The 22,905-nt window shown below is 75.2% G+C and carries 14 protein-coding genes and 1 riboswitch; of the genes, 9 read left to right on the top strand and 5 right to left on the bottom strand.

The window, feature by feature from the left end; all coding sequences use genetic code 11:
- Positions 1 to 58 precede the first annotated feature (58 nt).
- Both RSE42_RS05685 and RSE42_RS05690 read right to left on the bottom strand, forming a co-directional pair.
- A complete protein-coding gene (locus tag RSE42_RS05685; protein WP_415298135.1) occupies positions 59 to 649 on the bottom strand; it encodes a hypothetical protein in 591 nt (196 codons plus the stop codon).
- Between the two features lie 52 nt (positions 650 to 701).
- Entirely contained in the window at positions 702 to 1,313 is a 612-nt protein-coding gene (locus RSE42_RS05690) for a hypothetical protein (protein WP_137280138.1), read from the bottom strand.
- A 138-nt stretch (positions 1,314 to 1,451) separates the two neighbouring features.
- Here RSE42_RS05690 and purN point away from each other — a divergent pair, with 138 nt between their 5' ends.
- The gene (gene purN / locus RSE42_RS05695) at positions 1,452 to 2,093 is read left to right on the top strand and encodes a phosphoribosylglycinamide formyltransferase (RefSeq protein WP_415298137.1); all 642 of its coding nucleotides are present in this window, start codon (positions 1,452 to 1,454) and stop codon (positions 2,091 to 2,093) included.
- Here purN and RSE42_RS05700 read toward each other — a convergent pair.
- Positions 2,090 to 2,710, bottom strand: a complete 621-nt coding sequence (locus tag RSE42_RS05700; protein ID WP_415298139.1) for an ArsR/SmtB family transcription factor — start codon at positions 2,708 to 2,710, stop codon at positions 2,090 to 2,092. The two genes, purN and RSE42_RS05700, sit on opposite strands and share 4 nt — an antisense overlap.
- Positions 2,711 to 2,814: 104 nt before the next feature.
- Between RSE42_RS05700 and RSE42_RS05705 the strand changes: the two genes are divergently transcribed.
- Both RSE42_RS05705 and purH read left to right on the top strand, forming a co-directional pair.
- On the top strand, positions 2,815 to 4,209 hold the full coding sequence (locus RSE42_RS05705; RefSeq protein WP_415298141.1) for an MFS transporter: 1,395 nt from the start codon (positions 2,815 to 2,817) through the stop codon (positions 4,207 to 4,209).
- A gap of 4 nt (positions 4,210 to 4,213) precedes the next feature.
- Positions 4,214 to 4,302, top strand: a riboswitch (ZMP/ZTP riboswitch).
- A gap of 60 nt (positions 4,303 to 4,362) precedes the next feature.
- Positions 4,363 to 6,057: a bifunctional phosphoribosylaminoimidazolecarboxamide formyltransferase/IMP cyclohydrolase gene (purH, locus tag RSE42_RS05710; protein ID WP_415298143.1), complete on the top strand. Its 1,695-nt coding sequence runs from the start codon at positions 4,363 to 4,365 to the stop codon at positions 6,055 to 6,057.
- Between the two features lie 84 nt (positions 6,058 to 6,141).
- Here the strand turns inward: purH and RSE42_RS05715 are convergent, their stop codons facing one another.
- The gene (locus tag RSE42_RS05715) at positions 6,142 to 7,530 is read right to left on the bottom strand and encodes an FAD-dependent oxidoreductase (protein WP_415298145.1); all 1,389 of its coding nucleotides are present in this window, start codon (positions 7,528 to 7,530) and stop codon (positions 6,142 to 6,144) included.
- A 54-nt stretch (positions 7,531 to 7,584) separates the two neighbouring features.
- Here RSE42_RS05715 and RSE42_RS05720 point away from each other — a divergent pair, with 54 nt between their 5' ends.
- On the top strand, positions 7,585 to 8,016 hold the full coding sequence (locus RSE42_RS05720) for a DUF3017 domain-containing protein (protein WP_061266885.1): 432 nt from the start codon (positions 7,585 to 7,587) through the stop codon (positions 8,014 to 8,016).
- Positions 8,017 to 8,158: 142 nt separating this feature from the next.
- Here RSE42_RS05720 and RSE42_RS05725 read toward each other — a convergent pair whose 3' ends face one another.
- Positions 8,159 to 9,217, bottom strand: coding sequence for an aquaporin (locus tag RSE42_RS05725; RefSeq protein ID WP_415298147.1), 1,059 nt, complete (start codon positions 9,215 to 9,217; stop codon positions 8,159 to 8,161).
- Positions 9,218 to 9,590: 373 nt separating this feature from the next.
- Between RSE42_RS05725 and RSE42_RS05730 the strand changes: the two genes are divergently transcribed.
- From RSE42_RS05730 to RSE42_RS05750, 5 genes are all read left to right on the top strand, one after another.
- Positions 9,591 to 10,808, top strand: a complete 1,218-nt coding sequence (locus tag RSE42_RS05730; protein ID WP_021482263.1) for an NADP-dependent isocitrate dehydrogenase — start codon at positions 9,591 to 9,593, stop codon at positions 10,806 to 10,808.
- A gap of 149 nt (positions 10,809 to 10,957) precedes the next feature.
- Positions 10,958 to 11,944 carry a malate dehydrogenase gene (locus RSE42_RS05735; protein WP_415298149.1) on the top strand — a complete coding sequence of 329 codons (987 nt, stop codon included), beginning with the start codon at positions 10,958 to 10,960 and terminating at the stop codon, positions 11,942 to 11,944.
- A gap of 174 nt (positions 11,945 to 12,118) precedes the next feature.
- The gene (locus tag RSE42_RS05740; protein ID WP_415298151.1) at positions 12,119 to 15,775 is read left to right on the top strand and encodes an ATP-binding cassette domain-containing protein; all 3,657 of its coding nucleotides are present in this window, start codon (positions 12,119 to 12,121) and stop codon (positions 15,773 to 15,775) included.
- Between the two features lie 278 nt (positions 15,776 to 16,053).
- Complete coding sequence (gene pulA, locus RSE42_RS05745) at positions 16,054 to 22,245, top strand: pullulanase-type alpha-1,6-glucosidase (RefSeq protein WP_415298153.1); 6,192 nt, start codon at positions 16,054 to 16,056, stop codon at positions 22,243 to 22,245.
- A 160-nt stretch (positions 22,246 to 22,405) separates the two neighbouring features.
- Positions 22,406 to 22,897, top strand: coding sequence for a GNAT family N-acetyltransferase (locus RSE42_RS05750; RefSeq protein ID WP_137280146.1), 492 nt, complete (start codon positions 22,406 to 22,408; stop codon positions 22,895 to 22,897).
- Positions 22,898 to 22,905 lie beyond the last annotated feature (8 nt).

Consider the following 22,905-nt stretch of genomic DNA (forward strand, 5'->3'; position numbering starts at 1 on the left):
AGGCGACACGGCGGGTAGGGCCGGGCCCGGTCCTGCCGGGTGTCGTCGTCCGCGGCGGTCAGCCCGTGGGCGGGGTGCGCGGCGGGGTCGCGTCGAGGCCGACGACGGACGCCGGGACCGCGCACCCGGGAGACGCGGCGAGGTCCATCCTCGTCACCGCCGACCAGCCGTCCTCGGTGAGCGGGAGCTCGAACGGGGCGTCCTCGCCGGCCGCGGTGCTCGCCGCCCAGGCCTCGAGCCCGTCCGCGAGGGCCGACCAGTCCTCGGCCCAGGACCGTGCCGGCCGGTCGGCGTCGAGGACGTCCGCGGGCAGCGCGCCGACGGCGGCGGCGAGCGCACGGGCACCCTGGGCGACGTCGAGCGCGGCGGCGGCGCGTCCCTCGGGAGACGTCGCTGCGGCGAGCGTCGCGCCGGCCTCCTGGACGCGCGCGCAGGGATCCGCCGCCACGGTCAGGACCTTGTCGTCCTCGACGAGCTCGGGCGCGTCGTGCGCCGCGAACGGCACGACCACCGCGACGACGCCCGCCACCAGGGCGACCGCGACGGGGACGGCGAGCCACCACCAGCGCGACCCCGCGCGACGCAGCCCTTCCCGCGGCACGGGCGGGAGCGGCGGGGGAGCCTCGGGCGGCGTCGTCGGCGCGGTCACGCGCTCACCCTAGGGGCGCGACGTCACGAACCCGTGACGGAGCCTCGACGCGTCAGGAGGACGCGGGGGCGGGGGTCGGGAACCAGCGGGCGAACTTCTCCTCGAGCGCGTGCGTGCGCTCGACGTCGCAGCGCTTCTCGGCCGAGACGGTGATCGCGCCGTCGAGGCACTGCTGGTGCGCGAGCGCGACGTCCCACGTGACGAGCGTCGAGACCATCTGGAGCGCGAGCATGGCCGAGAGCCCGACGCCGATCCCGAGGGCCGGAACGAGCGCGCCGCGCACGCGGGCCCGCCAGACGGCCAGCAGCGCCCGGATGCCCACGACGATCGCGCCGAGCGCGAGCGCGAGGCTCACGGCCTGCCACGGGAACGGCATGGTGCTCACGACGATGACGGCGAGCAGGAGCAGGCCGAAGTGCAGGGTGCGTCGCGTCGCCTGCCGGGCGAGCTCCGGGTCGGGCTCCGCGGGCTCGGGCGGCGCGGGGCGCCGGTGACCCGGCCCGGCCTGCTGGTCCGGGCGCGCGGGGGCCGGGGGGATCGGCGCGGGGGCGGGGCCCGGTGCAGGCGCCGACGCGTCCGGACGCGCTCCGTCCTCCGGCTGCGCGGGCTCGGGTCGAGGCTGCTGCGGCGCGTCGGGACGGGGCGGTGCGTACGGGTTGCCCACGGGCAGCTCCTCGGTCGGTCGGGCGGCTCGCGGTACATTCTCCCATCGGAGGCTGCGTGCCCCGACGGGCGTCCCACCGGCCCGCCGCCGCGGTCGCGCTCCGTGACCCGCGACCCCTCGAAACCCCGCAGGAGCACCGTGCAGACGCCGTCCGGCCACCTCGTCGAGTCCACCTCCGCCGCCCGCGTCGTCGTGCTGGTGTCGGGGGCGGGCAGCAACCTCGCGGCGCTCCTCGCCGCGCACGACGACGCCGCGTACGGCGCGCGCGTCGTGGGCGTCGTCTCCGACAAGGCGGACGCCGGCGGCCTGGACCTCGCCCGCGAGGCGGGCGTCGCCGCCGTCGTCGTGGCCCCCGGCGACTTCGCGGACCGGGCCGCGTGGAACGAGGCCGTCGCGCAGGCGGTCGACGTGTTCCGGCCCGACCTCGTGGTCCTCGCCGGGTTCATGCGCATCCTCGGCCCCGCGTTCGTGGGCCGCTTCGCGGGCCGCACGCTCAACACCCACCCCGCGCTCCTGCCGTCCTTCCCCGGCGCGCACGGCGTGCGCGACGCGCTCGCCTACGGCGTCCGCGTCACGGGCTGCACGGTCCACGTGGTCGACGACGGCGTCGACACCGGCCCGATCGTCGCCCAGGTCGCGGTGCCGGTCGAGGACGGTGACGACGAGTCGTCGCTGCACGAGCGCATCAAGGTGGCCGAGCGGGCGCTGCTCGTCGAGACCGTGGGGCGCGTGGCGCGCGAGGGCCTGCGCATCGACGGTCGCCGGGTCGTGCTGGGCTAGTCGGCGGGCGCCTCGGCCTGTCGGCCGGAGGCGACCTCTCCCGGCGGGGGCGCGGGGTCGTCGTCGTCCGCCGGGGGCAGATCGCGCGGGGCGAGCACCGCGAGGACCTGGTAGGTCTCGCGGCGCGCCTCGGGGTCCGCGCGCCCCTCGTCGAGCGCGCGCGTGTTCCAGCGCTCGACGAGCTCTTGGAGCTCGCGCGACATCGTCGCCGCCTGCTCGGGGCTGAGCACGAGCGTGCTCAGCGCGAGGATCCGGTCCTCCCGCGCGCCCATCGCGCTCCCGCGGCGGAACGTCTCCTCGGCCCAGGCGAGCGCCGGGCGGACGACGTGGCGCACCGCGTCCGGCGTCCCGGGCTCCACCGCGTAGCTCTCCGCGACGTTCTTCCAGACGCGGTCCCGGCGGTCCCGGGCGTGCTCGGGCGCCTCGACGATCATGCCCGCCCGGGCGAGGACCCGGAGGTGGAAGCTCACGGAGTTGGCCGGCTCTCCGGTGGCCCGGGCGAGGTCCGCCGCGCGCGCGTGCCCGAGGACGGCGAGCTCCATGAGGATCCGCTGGCGCAGCGGGTGCGCGATCGCGCGCAGCGCCGCGGGGTCCTGGACGTGGAAGGTCTCGAGCACAGGCCGAGGCTAGCAACGCCCGAGTGGTCCGCACGGGGGAGTGCTCACCACAAAGTGCGCAATGACTATTGCGCAACTGTCGTTGCGCACGTAAGTTCTCAGCCATGTCGAAACCACCGCCCGCGCCCCCGGGGCCCCGCGCCGCTCCGTCGTCCGACCCCGGTGCCACGGTCGGCCTCGCGCCGGACGCGCCGCCGTCGCTCCTGCGCAACCGGTCCTACCTGCTGCTCATGACCGGGCTGACCGCGGAGTCGCTCGGCGCCGGGGTGGCGCTCTTCGCGGTGCCGCTCGTGGCATACGGGCTCACCGGGTCCGTCGTGCAGGCGGGGGTGGTGGCCGCCGTCGGGCAGGTGGGGGCGCTCCTGGCGACGCTGCCCGCGGGCGTCGTCGCCGACCGCGTGGACCGCCGCCGCCTCGTCGTCGCTGCGGCGACCGTCGGGGCGCTGCTCTGGACGACCGTCGCGGTGGCCGCCGGCACCGGCTCGCTCTCCGCGTGGCACCTCGCCGCCGTCCTGTTCGGGGCCTCCGTCGTCGGCGCGCTCGTGGACCCGGCGACGAGCGGCGCGTTCCGCTCGGTGGTCCCGGTGCCGCAGCTCCCGACGGCGCTCGCGGCCGCCCAGGGCCGGGACGCGGTGGCGAGCCTGCTCGCCGGCCCGCTCGGCGGGGCGCTCTACGCCGTCGCGCACGCCGTGCCGCTCGCCGGGGCCGCGATCGGGCACGCGGCGACCGCGGTGTGCACGTGGCTCGTGCGCGAGCCGCTCAACGGCGACGTCGCGGCGGCGCGCGCGACCCGGCCCGTCGCGGCGCTGCGCGACGGGTTGCGCTTCGTGTGGTCCGTGCCGCTGTTCCGCGCGCTGCTCGGCCTGTTCGTCGTCATCAACGTCGCGTTCGGCAGCCTCATGGTCGGCATCAACCTCGAGCTCGTGCGCACGGGCACGGCGCCGCTCCTCATCGGCCTGGTCGACCTCGCGGTCGGCGTGGGCGTGCTCGTCGGCGCGGTGCTCGCGCCCCGGCTCGTCGCCCGGGTCCGCGCGGGGGCGCTCGTCGTCGCGGCGCTCGGCGTGCTCGCCGCGGGGTCCGTCGTCATGGCCGTGCTGGAGTCGTACGCGGCCTACCTGGCGGTGCTGCCGTTCGCCCTCCTGCTCGTCCCGGCCGTGAACGCGGGCCTGTCGGGGTACGCCGCGGCCGTCACCCCGCCGCAGCTCCAGGGCCGGCTCGCGTCCGTGCTCGGGCTCACCGGCCTCGCGGCGGGCCCGCTCGTCCCGCTCGTCGGCAGCGGGCTCCTCGAGCGGTTCGGGCTCGGGACCGCGCTCGCGGTGCTCGCGGGGCTGCTCGTCGTCACGGTCGCGGTCCTCAGCACGGTCCGGTCGCTCTGGCGGGTCGGCACCCCGGACACGTGGGCCGACGACGCGGCCGCCCTCGCGGCGTCGGGGGTCGTGCCGAGCGCGGTGCCGGGTGCGGTCCCGGCCGAGCCGGGGACGCCGCCGTCGGGCCGCTAGACTGGACGACGGCCGCGACTGGCGAGGGTGGGAACGACCACCGGGGAGCGGCCGGATCTACCTGCTGGAGCGTCGACCGCCTGGGCGCCTGGGTTCTGCCACTCGCGTCGGCTCCGTCGGCGCGGCGACCGCGACCCAGAGGAGCCCCTCGTCATGTCCCACCCGGCCCCGCACGTGCCCTCCGCCCCCGACGTCCAGCTCACCGACGACTCGCGGCGCCCCGTGCGCCGCGCGCTCCTGAGCGTCTACGACAAGTCGGGCCTCGTCGAGCTCGCCACGGCGCTGCACGCCGCGGGCGTCGAGCTCGTCTCCACCGGCTCGACGGCGTCGACCGTCGCGGCCGCGGGCGTCCCGGTGACGAAGGTCGAGGACCTCACCGGGTTCCCCGAGTGCCTCGAGGGCCGCGTCAAGACGCTCCACCCGCGCGTGCACGCCGGCATCCTCGCGGACTCGCGCAAGGCCGACCACCTCGCGCAGCTCGACGAGCTCGGCATCGCGCCGTTCGAGCTCGTCGTCGTCAACCTCTACCCGTTCGCCGCGACCGTGGCGTCGGGCGCGGGGCCGGACGAGGTCGTCGAGCAGATCGACATCGGCGGCCCGTCGATGGTCCGCGCGGCGGCGAAGAACCACCCGAGCGTCGCGGTCGTCGTGGACCCGGCCCGGTACGACGACGTCGTCGCGGCCGTGCAGGCGGGCGGCTTCACCTACGCGCAGCGCAAGGCGCTCGCCGCGGCGGCGTTCGTGCACACCGCGACCTACGACGTCGCCGTCGCGTCCTGGATGGGCAACGTCGTCGCGCCGACGGACGCCGTCCCGGTCGAGGGCGGCGCCGAGGGCGAGACGGTGAGCACGGGCTTCCCGGCGTGGATCGGCGCCACGTGGGACCGCGCCGACGTGCTGCGGTACGGCGAGAACCCGCACCAGCGCGCCGCGCTCTACACGGTCGGCCACGGCGCGACGGGGCTGGCCCAGGCGACGCAGCTCCACGGCAAGGCGATGAGCTACAACAACTACGTCGACGCCGACGCGGCGTGGCGCGCCGCGCACGACCACGACGAGCCGGCCGTCGCGATCATCAAGCACGCGAACCCGTGCGGCATCGCGGTCGGGACGGACGTCGCCGAGGCGCACGCGCGCGCCCACGCGACGGACCCGGTCTCCGCCTACGGCGGCGTCATCGCCGCGAACCGCGTCGTGACGAAGGCGGCCGCCGAGCAGATCGCGCCCGTCTTCACCGAGGTGGTCGTCGCGCCCGGGTTCGAGCCCGACGCGCTCGAGGTGCTGCGGGCGAAGAAGAACCTGCGCCTCCTCGTCGTCGACGCCCCGCCGACGACGACCGTCGAGACCCGCCCGGTCAGCGGCGGGCTGCTCGTGCAGAGCACGGACCGGGTCGACGCCGTCGTGACCGACGCCGAGGGGAACGTCACCGGCGGCGACGCGCCCGAGCACTGGACGCTCGTCACGGGCGACGCCGCCGACGACGCGACGCTCGCCGACCTCGCGTTCGCGTGGCGCGCGATCCGCGCGGCGAAGTCGAACGCGATCCTCCTCGCGCGCGACGGGGCCGCCGTCGGGGTCGGGATGGGGCAGGTCAACCGCGTCGACTCGTGCCGCCTCGCGGTCGAGCGTGCCAACACGCTCGCGGACGGCGAGGAGCGGGCCCGGGGCGCCGTCGCGGCGTCCGACGCGTTCTTCCCGTTCGCGGACGGCCTGCAGATCCTGCTCGACGCCGGCGTGCGCGCCGTCGTCGCGCCGGGTGGATCGATCCGCGACGCCGAGGTGATCGAGGCCGCCCGGGCCGCGGGCGTGACGATGTACTTCACGGGGACGCGCCACTTCGCGCACTGACCCGTCCCGCTCGACGGCCCGCCGGTCCTCGGACCGGCGGGCCGTCGCGCTCGCGCTCGCGGGCGAAGGGGCGAGGCGAGGGCGTCAGGCGAGGGCGTCGCGCAGGCGCCGGGCCGGGTCGAGCGCGACGTCGAGGTCGACGCGCAGGCGGCCAGTCCGGTTCATCGCCTTGCGCACGGGGCCGACGTCGCGCGGCGAGTCGACCAGGAGCACGGCCCGGACGTCGGTGACCCGGGCGGCCGGGTCGGCGGCGAGGCCGCCGGGTCCGGAGCGTGCCGCGGGCGCGAGGTAGAACGCGGCCCAGCCCTCGTGGCCGGTGGCGCCGCCCGCGGGGTCGCCGCGCAGCACGACCTCGTCGCCCTCGGTGGGCGCGCCGAACAGCGCGAGGTCGTGCCCGAGCTGCTGGGAGAACACGTACGGCGCGTGCGCGGCCCGGTCGCCGCCGTCGCCGAGCAGCGCCGCGACGGTCGCGTCCGGGTCGTGGAGCGCCGCCGACCAGTGCCCGCCAGGCACGGGACCGAGCACGGGGTGGTCGCGGCTGGCGCAGTCGCCGACCGCCCAGAGGCCGGGCAGCCCCGGCACGGCGCCGTCCGCGTCCACGGGGACGCTGCCGCGCGCGTCGCGGGGCACGACGCCGTCGAGCCAGTCGGTGGCGGGGCGGGCGCCCACGGCGGCGAGCACGACGTCGGCCGGCAGCTCGCGGCCGTCGGCGAGCCGGACGCCGTCGGGCCGGACCTCCGCGACGGTGGCGCCGGTGACGAGCTCGGCACCCGCGGCCGCGTACCAGGGCGCGAGGTGCGCCCCGACGTCCGGGCCGAGCTGGCGGTGCAGCGGCGCGCCCGCGGCCTCGACGACGGTGACGTGCGCACCGGCGCCCGCCGCGACCCCGGCGAGCTCCGCGCCGATCCACCCGGCCCCGACGAGGTCGAGGCGCAGGCCCGGCCGGAGCGCCGCGCGCAGGGCGTCGGCGTCGGCCGCGGTGTGGAGCACGCGCGCGTGCTCCCAGCCGCGGGGCCGCACGGGCACGGAGCCGACCGCGAGCACGACGGCGTCGGCGGCGAGGCGGTCGCCCGACCGCGTCTCGACGGACCAGCCCGGAGCGTCGGTTGCCCCGGTCCGCTCGAGGCGCACGGCCGGGTCGGCGAGGCGGACGTCGTCGGCGAGCGCGGCGACGTCCACCCCGAGGTCGTCGGCGAGCCACGCGGGGGAGGGCCGGCTGAGGAGCTCCTTCGACAGGGGCGGGCGGTCGTACGGCGGCACGCCCTCCGCGCCGAGCAGCGTGACGCGCCCGGTGTAGCCGCGGCGGCGGAGCGCGGCGAGGGTCTGGGCGCCCGCGAGCCCGGCGCCGACGACGACCACGGACGACGGCGGCCCGCCGTCGTCCGTGGTCGCGGGGGCGGCCGCAGGGCCGGTCGCGGGGTCGGTCGAGGTGGCGGGGGGAGCGGACGGGACCGGCGGCACGACGGACGGCATGCACGTCACGCTAGGGCACGACGGTAGGCTTCCGGGCGTGGAAGGTGCAGCAGCGTGAGCGACGTCACCGCGGACGGGGGGACGCGGCACCGGCCACGCGCGACGCTCGTGCCGGTGTGGCACCACGTGGACGACGAGACCGGCGACGGGACGGCTCCCGAGGGTGCTCCGGTGCCCGACGACGCGACCCCGCCCCCGGTGCCCGAGCCGCCCGCGAGCCTCGCGCCGTCCCGCCAGCCCGCGATGTGGCTGGTCCTCGCGGGTGTCGCCGTCGCCACGGTCGTGGCCGTCCTCGCCGGTGCGCGGGCGGGCTGCTTCGCGCTCTCCGGGCTGCTCGCCGTCGCGGGCGTGTGCCGCGCGGCGATCCCGGGCCCCGGTCCGGTCGGCATCACCGTCCGGTCGCGCGGGCTCGACGTCTTCTTCTTCCTCGCCCCCGCCGCGGTCATGGCGTTCCTCGCGCTGAGCCTGGACCAGGGCGAGCTCTGACGTCCCCGCGCGGAGCGCGGCCGACGTGCGATCCGCGCGACGAGCGCCCCGCACGCCGGGCGACCCGCACGAGGTGCGACCTGCACGACGACGGGCCCGGACCGCGTGCGCGGTCCGGGCCCGTCGGGCGTGCGAGAAAGGGTCAGGCCCGCGGGGCCGTGCCCTCACCGGGGGCCGGGGCGTCGGGGTCGTCCGTCTCGACGACCTCCTCGACCGCGACCACGTCACCGTTCTCGTCCGTGACGACGACCGCCTCCTCGACGACGGTGCCCGCACCGGCGCCGACGACGGCCGCGCCCGCACCGGCGGCGGCGCCACCGGCGACCTCGGCCTCGGTCAGCGTGACGACGTGGTCCTCGCCGAGCAGGTCGTCCTGCTTCGGAGCGAACGCGAACGCCCGGTAGAAGAGGCCCGCGATCGCGGCGCCGAGGAGCGGCGCGACCCAGAAGACCCACTGCTGCTTCCACAGGGCCCCGTCGCCCGCGAAGACGGCCGACGCCATGGAGCGGGCCGGGTTGAGCGACGCGTTCGTGACGGGCACCGCGACGAGGATCAGCGCGGTGAGGGTGAGGCCGATGACGACCGGCGCGTACTGCACGGTCGCGCGCTTGTCGGTCACGCCGAGGATCACGCCGACGAACACCGCGGTCGCGATGGTCTCGATGAGCAGCGCGGCGAGCAGCCCGAACTCGGTGCCGCCCTGCGACGCCGTGGAGAGGGACGAGAAGTCGCCGTAGCCGTTCGCGGTCGAGACGAACAGGCCGCCGCGGTCCTCCTGCCCGACGAGCGCGGGCAGCGAGCTCGGGACGGTGGCGAGCAGGACGAGGCCCGCGAGGAGCGCGCCGACGAGCTGCGCGACCCAGTAGGGCAGCACGTCGCGCCACGCGGTGCGACCGCCGATGGCGGCGCCGAGCGTCACCGCCGGGTTGAAGTGGCCGCCGGAGACGTTGCCGACGGCGGCGGCGCCGGCGAGCAGCGCGAGGCCGCCCGCGAGAGCGACCGCGAGGGCGTTCTGCTGGCTGACGAAGGTGTACAGCGCCACACCGATGATCGCGAGGACGAGGAAGAACGTGCCGAAGACCTCGGCGCCGAGGCGCGCGAGGAGGCTGGGCTGGACGACAGCGACGGCCTCGGTCTGCGCGGGGCGCGCGTCGTCGACGTAGCCCTCCGGTGCGCCGGGAGCGGTGGTGTCCTGGGACATGATGATCCTGTCTGGTTCGGTGGGAACTTCGGGCAGTCCCGGCCCGGTGTGCCACGGTGCGGCACCGGCGGGCCGTCGGGACGACGGCACGATGCCTGACCGAGTGCCCGGCCATTCCGGCATCTGGGGGCATCTTGCCACCACCACCCGGGAGATGCGTGGAAATCTGCGGTGCCGCACCTGAGAACGGACGCCGGGTCTCACGATCCGAACGGTCTCCCGGGCGTCGCCAAAGTATCTTGACGTCGAGAAGTCGAGTACCCTGGACCGCGGTCAGCAACGCCCTCGTGTGCGACGGACCGGGCCCACGGGCCGCACGGTCGCCGTCCGACACCCGGGGGCTCCAGTCCCCGACAGTTGGAGCGATCTGCGCATGGGCAAGATCAAGGTCGTCAACCCGGTCGTCGAGCTCGACGGCGACGAGATGACGCGCATCATCTGGCAGTTCATCAAGGACCGCCTCATCCACCCGTACCTCGACGTGGACCTCAAGTACTACGACCTGTCGATCCAGAACCGCGACGCGACCGACGACCAGGTCACGATCGACGCGGCGCACGCGATCAAGCAGTACAACGTCGGCGTCAAGTGCGCGACGATCACGCCCGACGAGGCGCGCGTCGAGGAGTTCGGCCTGAAGAAGATGTGGGTCTCGCCGAACGGCACGATCCGCAACATCCTCGGTGGCGTCGTCTTCCGCGAGCCGATCATCATCTCCAACATCCCGCGCCTCGTGCCGGGCTGGAACAAGCCGATCATCATCGGCCGTCACGCCCACGGCGACCAGTACAAGTCGACGAACTTCAAGGTCCCCGGCCCGGGCAAGATCACGATGACGTTCGAGCCGGCCGACGGTTCCGAGGCGCAGAAGTTCGAGGTCGTGACCATGCCCGAGGAGGGCGGCGTCGCGATGGGCATGTACAACTTCAACGAGTCGATCCGCGACTTCGCGCGCGCCTCGTTCGCGTACGGCCTCCAGCGCGAGTACCCCGTGTACCTCTCGACGAAGAACACGATCCTCAAGGCCTACGACGGCGCCTTCAAGGACATCTTCCAGGAGGTGTTCGACGCCGAGTTCGCCGAGGCGTTCGCCGCCAAGGGCCTCACCTACGAGCACCGCCTCATCGACGACATGGTCGCCTCGGCCATGAAGTGGGAGGGCGGCTACGTCTGGGCCTGCAAGAACTACGACGGCGACGTCCAGTCCGACACCGTCGCGCAGGGCTTCGGCTCGCTCGGCCTCATGACGTCGGTCCTCATGACCCCGGACGGCCAGACCGTCGAGGCCGAGGCCGCGCACGGCACGGTGACGCGCCACTACCGCCAGCACCAGCAGGGCAAGCCGACGTCGACGAACCCGATCGCGTCGATCTTCGCCTGGACGCGTGGCCTCATGCACCGCGGCAAGCTCGACGGCACGCCCGAGGTCACCGAGTTCGCGCAGACGCTCGAGGACGTCGTCATCAAGACGGTCGAGTCCGGCAAGATGACGAAGGACCTCGCGCTCCTCATCGGCCCGGACCAGGAGTGGCTGACCACGGAGGAGTTCCTCGCCGCGCTCGACGAGAACCTCAAGGCGCGCCTGGGCTGACCCGGCCCGCACCGCACGCCCGACGGCGGCGTCCCCTGCGCAGGGGGCGCCGCCGTCGTCGTTCCCGGGGGCCGCAGAGGCGGGAGTCGGCACCGGCGGGCGCGCCGCCCCGCGCGTCCGGGCGGGTCGCGTTGTGGGAGAGTGAGCGCATGACTTCCCCCGTGAACGTGACGGTGACCGGCGCGGCCGGTCAGATCGGTTACGCGCTGCTGTTCCGCATCGCGTCGGGCCAGATGCTCGGCCCCGACACCCCCGTGCGCCTGCGCCTCCTCGAGATCCCGCAGGGTGTGAAGGCCGCCGAGGGCACGGCCATGGAGCTGGACGACTGCGCGTTCCCGCTGCTCGCCGGCATCGACATCTTCGACGACCCGACGCCCGCGTTCGAGGGCACGAACGTCGCGCTCCTCGTGGGCGCCCGCCCGCGCGGCCCGGGCATGGAGCGCGGCGACCTGCTCGAGGCGAACGGCGGCATCTTCAAGCCGCAGGGCCAGGCGATCAACGCGGGTGCGGCGGACGACGTCCGCGTCCTCGTCGTCGGCAACCCCGCGAACACGAACGCGCTCATCGCGGCGTCGAACGCACCCGACGTCCCGAAGGACCGGTTCACCGCGATGACGCGCCTGGACCACAACCGCGCGCTCACGCAGGTCGCGAAGCGTGCGGGCGTCCCGGTGTCCGAGGTGCGCAAGGTGACCATCTGGGGCAACCACTCGGCCACGCAGTACCCCGACCTCTTCCACGCGGACGTCGCCGGCACGCCGGGCGCGCGGCTCGCCGAGGACCGCGAGTGGCTGGAGAGCACGTTCATCCCGACGGTCGCGAAGCGCGGCGCGGCGATCATCGACGCGCGCGGCGCGTCGTCGGCGGCGTCGGCGGCGAACGCCGCGATCGACCACGTGCACGACTGGGTCCTCGGCACGCCCGAGGGCGACTGGACGAGCGCGGGCGTCGTGTCGGACGGGTCGTACGGCGTCCCGACCGGCCTCATCTCGTCGTTCCCGGTGGTCTCGCGCGGCGGGTCGTGGGAGATCGTGCAGGGCCTGGAGCTCTCGGACTTCTCGCGCGGGCGGGTCGACGCGTCGGTCGCGGAGCTCCAGGAGGAGCGCCAGGCCGTCCAGGAGCTCGGCCTGGTCTGAGCCGTACCGCTGCGGCCCGGGTCCTTCGGGGCCCGGGCCGCGCTGCGTCCGGGGTCGACCCGAGCCGACGCGAGCCGGCCCGGCTCGGCCCCGCGCCGACCGGGCCGGGCAGGGGCTGCGGGTAGCGAAAATCCCTGCGTCGGCGGGGGTGCGTCGCCGTAGGGTCGTGGGGCCATGATCGACGCCTCCCTGCCGACCGAGCAGCCCACGAACCCCCCGTCCGACCCGCACGCCGCGCCGTCGGCCGCCGCTCCGCGCTCGTCCGACCCGGCCCGACGCCTGGACTGGCGCCGCCTGCGCGGGCCGCAGGCCGTCGTCGCGCTGCTCGCGCTCACCGTGGGCGCGGTCGGCGCCGCGCTGGGCACCGTCATCGCCGGGTGGCTCGCCGAGGAGCCGACGACGGCGACGCTCCAGCTCCTCGCCGCGTGCGTCGTCGGCGCGGCGCTGCTCGACACCGTCGGCCAGGTCGTGTGGGCGGGCGTGGTCGACCGCGCCGAGGGCCGCCTGCGCGGCGACCTCCTCACCGCGGCGCTGCACCAGCCGCTCGCCACGCTCACGGAGCAGGCGGTCGGCGAGGTGCTCGACCGCGTCGACGACGACACGCACGCCGTCGGCACGCTCGTGCGCCGTCAGCTCTGGGGCGCGGGACGCACCGTCGTCGGCGTGCTGCCGATGTGGGTCGTCGCCGGCCTCACGTGGTGGCCGGCGTGGGTCCTCTTCCCGGTGCTGGGGGCGGTCGCGTGGTTCATCGTGCGCCCGATGCTGGGCGAGATCGCGCGCCGCAAGGTCATCGAGGAGATGGCGTGGACGGACCACGCCGCGGCGTTCGAGGAGTCCGTCGCCGCGCGGGACGACCTGCGCACGAGCCTCGGGCAGTCGTTCGCGATCCGGCGCCTCGCCGAGCGGTCCGCCCAGGTGCACCGCAAGTTCGAGGCCGTGCTCGTCGTCGAGGCGCGCATGCTCCGCCGCGCCGGTCTCGTGCTCGCCTCGCTGCTCGCGGGCGTGGCCGTGGCGGGTGCCGCGCTCGCCGCGGACGGCGACCTGGGCGTCGACCGGCTCGTCACCCTGTTCCTCGTGACCGCGCTCTTCGTCGGGCAGGTGGACAACCTGGTCCACCACCTCCCGGACATCCAGGAGGGCCTGGGCGCGCTCACGCGCATCCGGCAGATGCTCGCCGTCGAGCCCGAGCCGACGGGAGGCCGCACGCTGCCCGCCGGGCCGGTCGGGATCGAGGTGCGCGACCTGCACTTCTCCTACGCCGAGGGCACGTTCGCGCTCGACGGGGTGGACCTGCACGTGCCCGCGGGGGAGACGGTCGCGCTCGTCGGGCGCACCGGCTCGGGCAAGTCGACCCTCGCGTCGCTGCTCTCGCGCGCGGTCGAGCCGCCGCGCGGCGCCGTGCTCGTCGGCGGCGTGGACGTGCGCGACCTCGACCTCCAGGCGCTGCGCGCGGCGGTCGGCGTCGTCACGCAGCGCACCGAGATCCTCGCGGGCACGCTCGCGGAGAACGTCGCGCTGTTCGCGGACGTCCCGCGCTCCGACGTCGAGGCCGCCGTGCGCGAGCTGCGGCTCGACGACTGGGTCGCGGGCCTGCCCGACGGCCTGGACACGCTGCTCGGTCCCGGCGGGACGTCGCTCTCGGCGGGGGAGGAGCAGCTCGTCGCGTTCGCGCGCCTGCTGGTGCGCGACGTGCAGGTCGTCGTGCTCGACGAGGCGACGGCGCGCATGGACCCGCTCACGGAGGCGCGCGTCGTCGCCGCGTCGGAGCGGCTGCTCGCGGGGCGCACGGGCGTGCTCGTGGCGCACCGGCTCACGACGATCGAGCGGGCCGGGCTGCTGGCCGTCCTCGACCACGGCCGGGTCGTGCAGCAGGGCGAGCGCGCCGCGCTCGCCCACGCCCCCGGTCCCTACCGCGACCTGCTCGTCGCGAGCGTCGCGCAGGACGGCGGCCCGGGCGGCGACGACGTCGACGACCTCGCCCCCGGCGACCCGGCGCCCGCCGCCGTGCCCGCGGCGTCCGCGGCCGTGCAGGACCACGCGGTCGCGCAGGACGACGCGGGCGCCGAGGGCGAGACGCCCGCGGCCCGCGCCTCCGACGCGGTCGGCGGACGCCGGCGGCGTGGCGAGCCGCCGGTCCTCGACGACCCGGGCGACGGGCCGAGCCTCGCGCGCGGCGTCGCGCACGCGCTGTTCGTCCGCCCGGCGTGGGGCGTCGTGGGCGCGGTCCTGTTCCTCGTCACGAGCCTCGTCTCGGCCCAGGGTGCCGTCACCGGCTTCCTCTGGGGACAGGCGGTCCAGGACCTCGGCTCCGGCTTCCCGGCGCGTCAGCTCGTGCCGCTCGCCGTGCTGCTCGTGGTCGCGCCCCTGTGCCTCGCGTGGGCGCTGTACGTCTACCCGCGCTGGTGGGTCGAGGTGCTGCTGCGCGTGCGCATGGCGGTCATGGCGGGCCAGACCCGTCAGCACCGGCTCACGGCCACGCCGCCCGGCGAGGTCGTCGCCCGTGCCATGGACGCCGACCGGTTCGTCCGGTATGCCGACCGCTGGGTCGACTTCGTCAACGGCCTCGTCATCGCGGGCGTCACCGCGCTGCTCAGCCGGTCGTGGCTCGCCGGCGCGGTGCTCCTCGCCGTCATGGTGGTGTCCGCGGCGGCGTCGGCGCTCGGGCGGCCGATCGCCGGGCGGTCGGCGACCCGCTCGTCGGCCGCGCGCGCCCGGTTCGGCCGCGCGCTCGTCTCGGCGCTCGACTCCGCGCGGACGGTGAAGCTCGCCGCCCGCACGCCGCAGGTGCACGCGCACCTGCGCGAGGTGGACGCCGGGCGCGTGCGCGCCGCCGTCTTCGAGCACCGCGTGCAGGCCGCGCTCGACGGCGTCCCGCTCGTCATGATCCAGCTCGGCGTCGTCGCGGCGTGGGCCGGGCTGCTCACCGGGACGTGGGACCTCGCGACGGCGCTCCTCGTCGCCAACGCCGTGACCGGCTTCGGCTGGTTCGGGGTCGTCGCGGGCGCCGTCGTGACCGAGGCGCCCGGCACCCGCTCGTGGCAGCGCGCGACGAGCCGGTTCGCCGCCGGGACGGACCTCATGGACCTGCCGCCCGGCGTCGACCTGCTCACGGGCGCCGCCCCCACGCCCGACCCGGGACCTCGGCGGCCGCTCGAGCGGATCGACCTGGACGGCGTGACCGCGCTGCACGACGACGGCACTATCGGTGTCCAGGACGTCGACCTGTCCGTCGGCCGCGGCGAGCTCGTCCTGCTGCTCGGGCAGGTCGGCGCGGGCAAGTCGAGCCTGCTCTCGGCGCTCGCGGGCCTCATGGAGCACACGGGCCGCATCCGCTGGAACGGCACGGACGTCGTCGACGCCCAGACGTTCCTGCGGCCGGGCCAGGTCGCGCACGTCGCGCAGGTGCCGCGCGTGCTGTCGGGGACGTTCGCGGACAACGTGCGGCTCGGCCACGAGCGCGACGTCCACGGGCCCGTCGCGGCCGCGCGTCTCGAGCGGGACGTCGTCGAGGCGGGCGGGCACGAGGCGCTCGTCGGGCACCGCGGCGTCCGGCTCTCGGGCGGCCAGGTCCAGCGGCTCGCCCTGGCGCGGGCGCTCGCGACCGACGCCGAGCTCCTGCTGGCCGACGACGTCTCCAGCGCGCTCGACGCGGCGACGGAGATCGAGCTGTGGGAGTCGCTGCGCGAGCGGGGGACCACGGTCGTCGGCGCGACGTCCAAGCGCGCCGCGCTCGCCCGGGCCGACCGCGTGGTCGTGCTCGACGAGGGCCGGGTCGCCGCCGTCGGGCCGTGGTCCGAGCTCGCCCCGCGCTGGGGCCATCTCGCGGGCTGACCACCGCGACCTCCCGGACCCGGGGCCGCCCCCGTCAGGACTTCCTGAGCGGGGCGACCCCGGGTTCGTCGTGTCCGGGCAGCGGCGCGGCACGACGCGCGCCCGCCCTTTGCCGAACCTTGCTGCAACTTTCTGCAACCAGTACAGTTCGGCTCAGCCGTACGCTGAGAAAGCCGCGGTCGACGTCGCCCGCTGCTGGTCCCGTCGTCCGCGTCCTTGCCGGCACCTGCCTGCTCACGCCTGCGGTCCCGCACCAGCCACCGGACGAGGGAGTCCTCATGACCTCCACGCCGCGACGTCGCCGCGTCCCGCGCACACCGTCGCCCCACCCATCCGACACCACGCCCCGCCGCACGCGCGGGGCCCGCACGACGGCGTCGGTCACCGCCGTCGCGCTCGCCACCTCCGGCCTGGCGGGCGTCACGCTCGCCGCGTTCGCCGCCCCCGCCGCGGGGGCCGACGAGCGCACGCTCGCCCTCGTGGGCGACCTCCAGTCCGAGCTCGGCTGCGCCGCCGACTGGGACCCCGCGTGCGCGGCGACCGAGCTCGCGCCCACCGACGCCGCCGGCGTCTGGTCCGCCGACTTCGAGGTGCCCGCGGGCACCTACGAGTACAAGGTCGCCTACGACGACGCGTGGGACGAGGCGTACGGGCGCGAGGGCAGCCAGGACAACGCGCCCCTCGTGCTCGGCGGCGACGCGACCGTGCGCGTCACGTTCGACGAGTCGACCCACCGCATCGCGCTCACGCCGCTCGGGCTCGCGGGCGGCTACGACGAGGCGCAGGACGCCGACCTCGTGGTGCCCCCCGTGCGCCAGCCCGGGTCGGACGAGCGCTTCTACTTCGTCATGACCGACCGGTTCGCGAACGGCGACCCGTCGAACGACACGGCGGGGCTCGGCGACGACCCGCTCGTCTCCGGGTTCGACCCGACGAACAAGGGCTTCTACCAGGGCGGCGACATCGCGGGCCTGCGGCAGAACCTCGACTACGTCGAGGGCCTCGGCACGACGGCGATCTGGCTCACGCCGTCGTTCAAGAACCAGCCGGTCCAGGGGACGGGCGCCGACGCGTCGGCGGGCTACCACGGCTACTGGATCACCGACTTCACGCAGATCGACCCGCACCTCGGCACCAACGCCGAGCTCGAGGCGCTCATCGACGAGGCGCACGACCGCGGGATCAAGGTCTACTTCGACATCATCACGAACCACACGGCCGACGTGATCGACTACGAGGAGAAGCAGTACTCGTACGTCGACCAGGCCACGTCGCCGTACCGCGACGCCGAGGGAACCGTGTTCGACCCGGCGGACCACGCGGGCACCGGCGACTTCCCGGCGCTGGACGCCGCGACGTCGTTCCCGTACACGCCGGTCGTCCCGGCGGGCAAGGAGGACCTCAAGGTCCCGGCCTGGCTCAACGACCCGACGCTCTACCACAACCGCGGCAACTCGACGTGGACCGGGGAGTCCGTGACGTACGGGGACTTCGACGGCCTCGACGACCTCATGACCGAGCACCCGACGGTCGTCGACGGGTTCGTCGACGTCTACCAGGACTGGATCGACCTCGGCATCGACGGCTTCCGCATCGACACCGTCAAGCACGTGAACTTCGAGTTCTGGGAGACGTGGACCACCGAGGTCCTCGACTACGCGCACGCGCAGGGCAAGGACGACTTCTTCATGTTCGGCGAGGTGTACGACGCCGACGCGGCGAAGCTCTCGCCCTACGTGCGCAAGACGGACATGAGCTCGACGCTGGACTTCACGTTCCAGTCCGCCGCGACGAGCTTCGCGAGCGGCAACAGCGCCAAGGGCCTCGCGTCGCTCTTCGCGAGCGACGACATGTACACGACGCCCACGACGAACGCGCAGGCGCTGCCGACGTTCCTCGGCAACCACGACATGGGCCGCGTCGGGTACATGCTCGCGAGCACCGACGACCCGCTCGCGCGCGACGAGCTCGCGCACGACCTCATGTACCTGACCCGCGGGCAGCCGGTCGTGTACTACGGCGACGAGCAGGGCTTCGCGGGGAAGGGCGGCGACAAGGACGCGCGCCAGACCCTGTTCGCGACCCAGGTCGACGAGTACGCCGACCAGCCGCTCGTCACGGGCGAGCAGGCGGGCAGCGTCGACCGCTTCGGCACGGACGCGCCGCTGTACGCGCACATCGCCGAGCTCGCCGCGCTGCGCGAGGCGCACCCGGCGCTGGCCGACGGCGCCCAGGTGGAGCGGTACGTCGAGAACGGCGCGGGCGTGTACGCCTTCAGCCGCGTCGACCGCACGGAGAAGGTCGAGCACCTGGTCGCGCTGAACAACGCGGCGCAGGAGCGGACGGCGACGTTCACGACCCTCACCCCCGGCGCCTCGTACGAGGTGCTCTACGGCGAGCAGGCCGCCCCCGTCACCGCCGATGCCGACGGCGTCGTCACGCTGACCGTCCCGGCGACGGGCACCGTCGTGCTCCGGGCCGACCGCGAGGTCGGCGCGGACTCGTCGGGCGACATCGCCCTCACCGTGCCGCAGGCCGGGGGAGCGGTCACGGGCGTCGCGCCCGTGACGGCCACGGTCGACGCGGACGCGTGGGCCGAGACGTCGTTCGCGTGGCGCGAGGTCGGGAGCGCCGAGTGGCACCCGCTCGGCACCGCGGAGGACACGGCGCCGCGCGTCTTCCACGACGTCGTGGGCCTCGCCGACGGCACGCTCGTCGAGTACCGCGCCGTGACGACCGACGCCGACGGCGACCGCGCCGCCGCGTCCACGTTCGCGAGCGTCGGGGTCGACGTCAGCGGGGTCGTGGGCGAGGAGCCCGAGCCCGAGATCGACCTCGTGACCGTGCCCGGCAGCCACAACGCGGCCATGGGCTGCGCGGGCGACTGGGCCCCGGGCTGCGAGGCCGCGAAGCTCACGAAGCGCGCGGACGGCGTCTACGCGGGCACGTTCGACGTCCCCGCCGGGACGTACGAGTACAAGGTCGCGATCAACGGGTCGTGGACCGTGAACTACGGCGTCGGCGGTGTGCAGGACGGCACCAACGCGACGTACACGACGGCCGGCGGCCCGGTGACGTTCTACTGGGACCCGGTGAGCAAGGACTTCTCGAGCACCGCGCAGGGACCGATCGTCACGCTCGCGGGCTCGTTCCAGGACCAGGTCGGCTGCCCCGGCTCGTGGGCGCCCGACTGCCTGGCGTCCTGGCTCAAGGACCCGGACGGCGACGGCGTCTACACCTGGTCGACCGACCGCCTCGCGGCCGGCGCGTACGAGGGCAAGGTCGCGCACGGCCTGAGCTGGGCCGAGAACTACGGCGTCGGCGGCGCGCGCGACGGGGCGAACTACCAGTTCTCCGTCGGCGACGGCGAGCTGGTCACGTTCTCCTACGACCTCGCGTCCCACGTCCTGACGATCGACGTCGCGAACCCGCCGCTCCCCGGCACCGGCCAGCAGGCCGCGCACTGGGTGCGCGAGGGCGTCGTCGCCTGGCCGGGCGACCTCGGCACGGGCGACGAGTGGACCCTGTGGTCCGCCCCCGAGGGCGGGCTCTCGGTCACCCCGGGCGGCGCCGACGGCGAGGTGCAGGCCCCGGAGGGCACGGCGTCGTACACGCTCCAGGTCGACCCGTCGGGCCTGCCCGACGACGTCGCCGCCGAGTTCCCGGCGCTCGCCGGGCACACCGCGCTGCGCGTGCTCGACGACGGCGAGCCGCTCGACCGCGCGGAGGTCGAGGCAGCGCTCACGGGCCAGCTCCTCGTCACCCGGGCGGACGGCGGCGTGGTCACGGCCGCGACCGGTGTCCAGGTGCCGGGCGTCGTCGACGACCTGTTCGCCGAGGACGCGGCCGAGCGCGAGCTCGGCGTCTCGTGGCACGCCAACGGCAAGTGGGCGTCGTTCGCGCTGTGGGCGCCGACGGCGAAGGCCGTCTCGGTGCTCGCGTGGCCCGCGGGGGCGTCGCTCGACGACGACCCGCGTCGGTTCGAGGCCGCCCGCCAGGCCGACGGCACGTGGACCCTCGACGGCAAGGCGGCCGACAAGAAGCTCGGCGGCGCGGCCGTCGGCTGGAAGGGCGCGCGCTACCTCTACGAGGTGCAGGTCTACGTCCCGAGCACGGGGAAGGTCGAGACGAACGTCGTCACCGACCCGTACTCGGTGGGTCTCACGCTCGACTCCACGCACTCGGTGGCCGTCGACCTCGACGACCCCGCGTTCCGCCCGAGCGCCTGGGAGGGCACGCCCGCCCCGGTCGTCGAGCGGTCGGTCGACCAGACGATCTACGAGCTCCACGTCCGGGACTTCTCGATCGCCGACGAGACGGTCCCGGCGGAGCGGCGCGGCACGTACCTCGCGTTCGCGGAGAAGGACTCGGCCGGCATGACGCACCTGCGCGAGCTCGCGGACGCGGGCGTCACCACGGTGCACCTGCTCCCGACGTTCGACATCGCGTCGATCCCCGAGGACCGCGCGGCCCAGGCCACGACCGGTGACCTCACCGGGTTCGCGCCCGACTCGCCCGAGCAGCAGGCCGCCGTCGCGGCGGTGCAGGCGCAGGACGGCTTCAACTGGGGCTACGACCCGTGGCACTTCAGCACGCCGGAGGGGTCGTACGCGGTCGACGCGGACGGCGGCGCGCGCGTGGCCGAGTTCCGCACCATGGTCGGCTCGCTCCACGGCGCCGGGCTGCAGGTCGTGCTCGACCAGGTGTTCAACCACACCGCCGCGAGCGGGCAGGACGCGAAGTCCGTCCTCGACAAGGTCGTGCCGGGCTACTACCACCGGCAGAATCCGACCACCGGCTCCGTCGAGACGAGCACGTGCTGCCAGAACGTCGCGACCGAGCACGCGATGGCGGGCAAGCTCATGGTCGACTCGGTCGTCACGTGGGCGAAGGACTACCGCGTCGACGGGTTCCGGTTCGACCTCATGGGCCACCACTCGAAGCAGAACATGCTCGACGTCCGGGCCGCGCTCGACGAGCTCACGCTCGCCGAGGACGGCGTCGACGGGAAGTCCGTCTACCTGTACGGCGAGGGCTGGGACTTCGGCGAGGTCGCGGGCAACGCGCTGTTCGAGCAGGCCACGCAGGGCCAGCTCGGCGGCACGGGCATCGGGACCTTCTCCGACCGGCTGCGCGACGCCGTGCACGGCGGCTCGCCCGTCGACGGCGCCACGACGTTCACGCAGGGCTTCGGCACGGGCCTCGCGACCGACCCGAACGGGCAGCCCGCCCGGGCGGGGGAGCCGGGGACCGTGAACGACGGGTCCGCGGACGAGCTCGCCGACCTCGGTCACCAGACCGACCTCGTGCGTCTCGGCCTCGCGGGCAACCTGCGCGACTACACGCTCGTCACGTCGACGGGCGAGGAGAAGCGCGGCGACGAGATCGACTACCGCGGGGCGCCGGCCGGCTACGCCGACTCGCCCGAGGAGGTCGTGACCTACGTCGACGCGCACGACAACGAGACGCTGTTCGACCTGCTCGCGCTCAAGCTCCCGGCCGACACGCCGATGGACGAGCGCGTGCGCATGAACACGGTCTCGCTCGCGACCGCGGCGCTCTCCCAGACGCCGTCGTTCTGGCACGCGGGCACGGACCTGCTGCGGTCGAAGTCGCTCGACCGCAACAGCTACGACTCGGGCGACTGGTTCAACGCGATCGACTGGACCGGTCAGGACAACGGGTTCGGCAAGGGCCTGCCGATGGCGGCCGACAACGAGGACAAGTGGCCGCTCATGGCCCCGCTCCTCGCGGACCCGGCGCTCAAGCCGTCGCCCGACGACATCGCCACCGCGTCGGCGCAGGCGCAGGACCTCCTGCGGCTGCGGCACTCGACCGAGCTGTTCCGGCTCGGCGACCCGGAGCTCATCCGGGAGAAGGTCACCTTCCCGGGTGCCGGGCCGGACCAGGTCCCGGGCGTCGTGGCGATGGCGGTGGACGACACCGTCGGCACCGACGTCGACCCCGCGCTCGACGGGCTCCTCGCCGTCTTCAACGCCTCTCCGGACGAGGTCACCGTCCCGCTGTCCGCGCTCGCGGGCCGCGAGTACGTGCTCTCGCCCGTGCAGCAGGAGGGGAGCGACGACGTCGTGCGCGGCACCACGTGGGACGCGGCCACCGGCACGGTGACCGTCCCGGGACGGTCCGTCGCCGTCCTGGTGCAGCCGCAGGCCGGGGCGGAGCTGCCCGTGTCCGTCGACGTGCAGACGCGCTGCCTCGCGGGCAAGGTGTACGTCGCGGTCCGGGCGACGAACGACGGCGCCGTGCCGGTGGACGTCCGGCTCGCCACGCCGTTCGGCGAGAAGCAGGTCGCGGACGTCGCGCCCGGCAAGAACGCCTACCAGTCGTTCGCGACGCGCCAGAAGGCGGTCGCGGCCGGCGAGGCCACGGTGACCGCCACCGCGGTGGTCGACGGCGAGGAGGTCACCTCGACCTTCACCGTCGAGCACGAGGGAGCCACCTGCTCCTGAGCCGACCGCCGAGGTAGGACGACCCGCCGAGGTAGAGCCCTGGTCATCGCCGGGGCTCTACCTCGGCCTACCCCGGTTCTCCCTCGGCTCACCAGGGCTCTACCTCGGCGCACCCCGGTCGGCGTCGTTCTCTCCGGGGCTGGTGCTAGCGTCGCGAGCCGTGACCACCTCGCCCTCGTCCGCCGTCCGCCCGACGGCGGGTCTCGTCTTCCGTCCGGCCGTCGCCGCCGACCTGCCCCGGGTGGTCGAGCTCATCGCCGACGACGCGATCGCGCGCGCCCGCACCGGCGAGGTCGGCCCGGAGCACGAGGCGGCGTTCGCCGCGATCGACGCGGACCCGAACAACGCCCTGGTGGTCGTGGAGCGCGACGGCGAGGTCGTGGGCACCATGCAGCTCACCGTGGTCCCCGGGATCTCCCGCGGCGGCGCGTCGCGGCTGCTGGTCGAGGCCGTCCGCGTCGACCGGCGGCTGCGGGGCCAGGGCGTCGGTCGCGCGATGATGGCGTGGGCGCACGCGTGGGGCGTCGCGCGAGGCTGCGCGCTCGCCCAGCTCACGTCCGACAAGCGACGCACGGACGCCCACCGGTTCTACCGGTCGCTCGGCTACGAGCAGTCGCACGAGGGCTTCAAGCGCCCGCTCCCACCTCGCTAGGCCCGGAC

The sequence above is a fragment of the Cellulosimicrobium sp. SJTW-1 genome, assembly GCF_047716875.1.
In the GTDB taxonomy this organism is placed as follows: domain Bacteria; phylum Actinomycetota; class Actinomycetes; order Actinomycetales; family Cellulomonadaceae; genus Cellulosimicrobium; species Cellulosimicrobium funkei.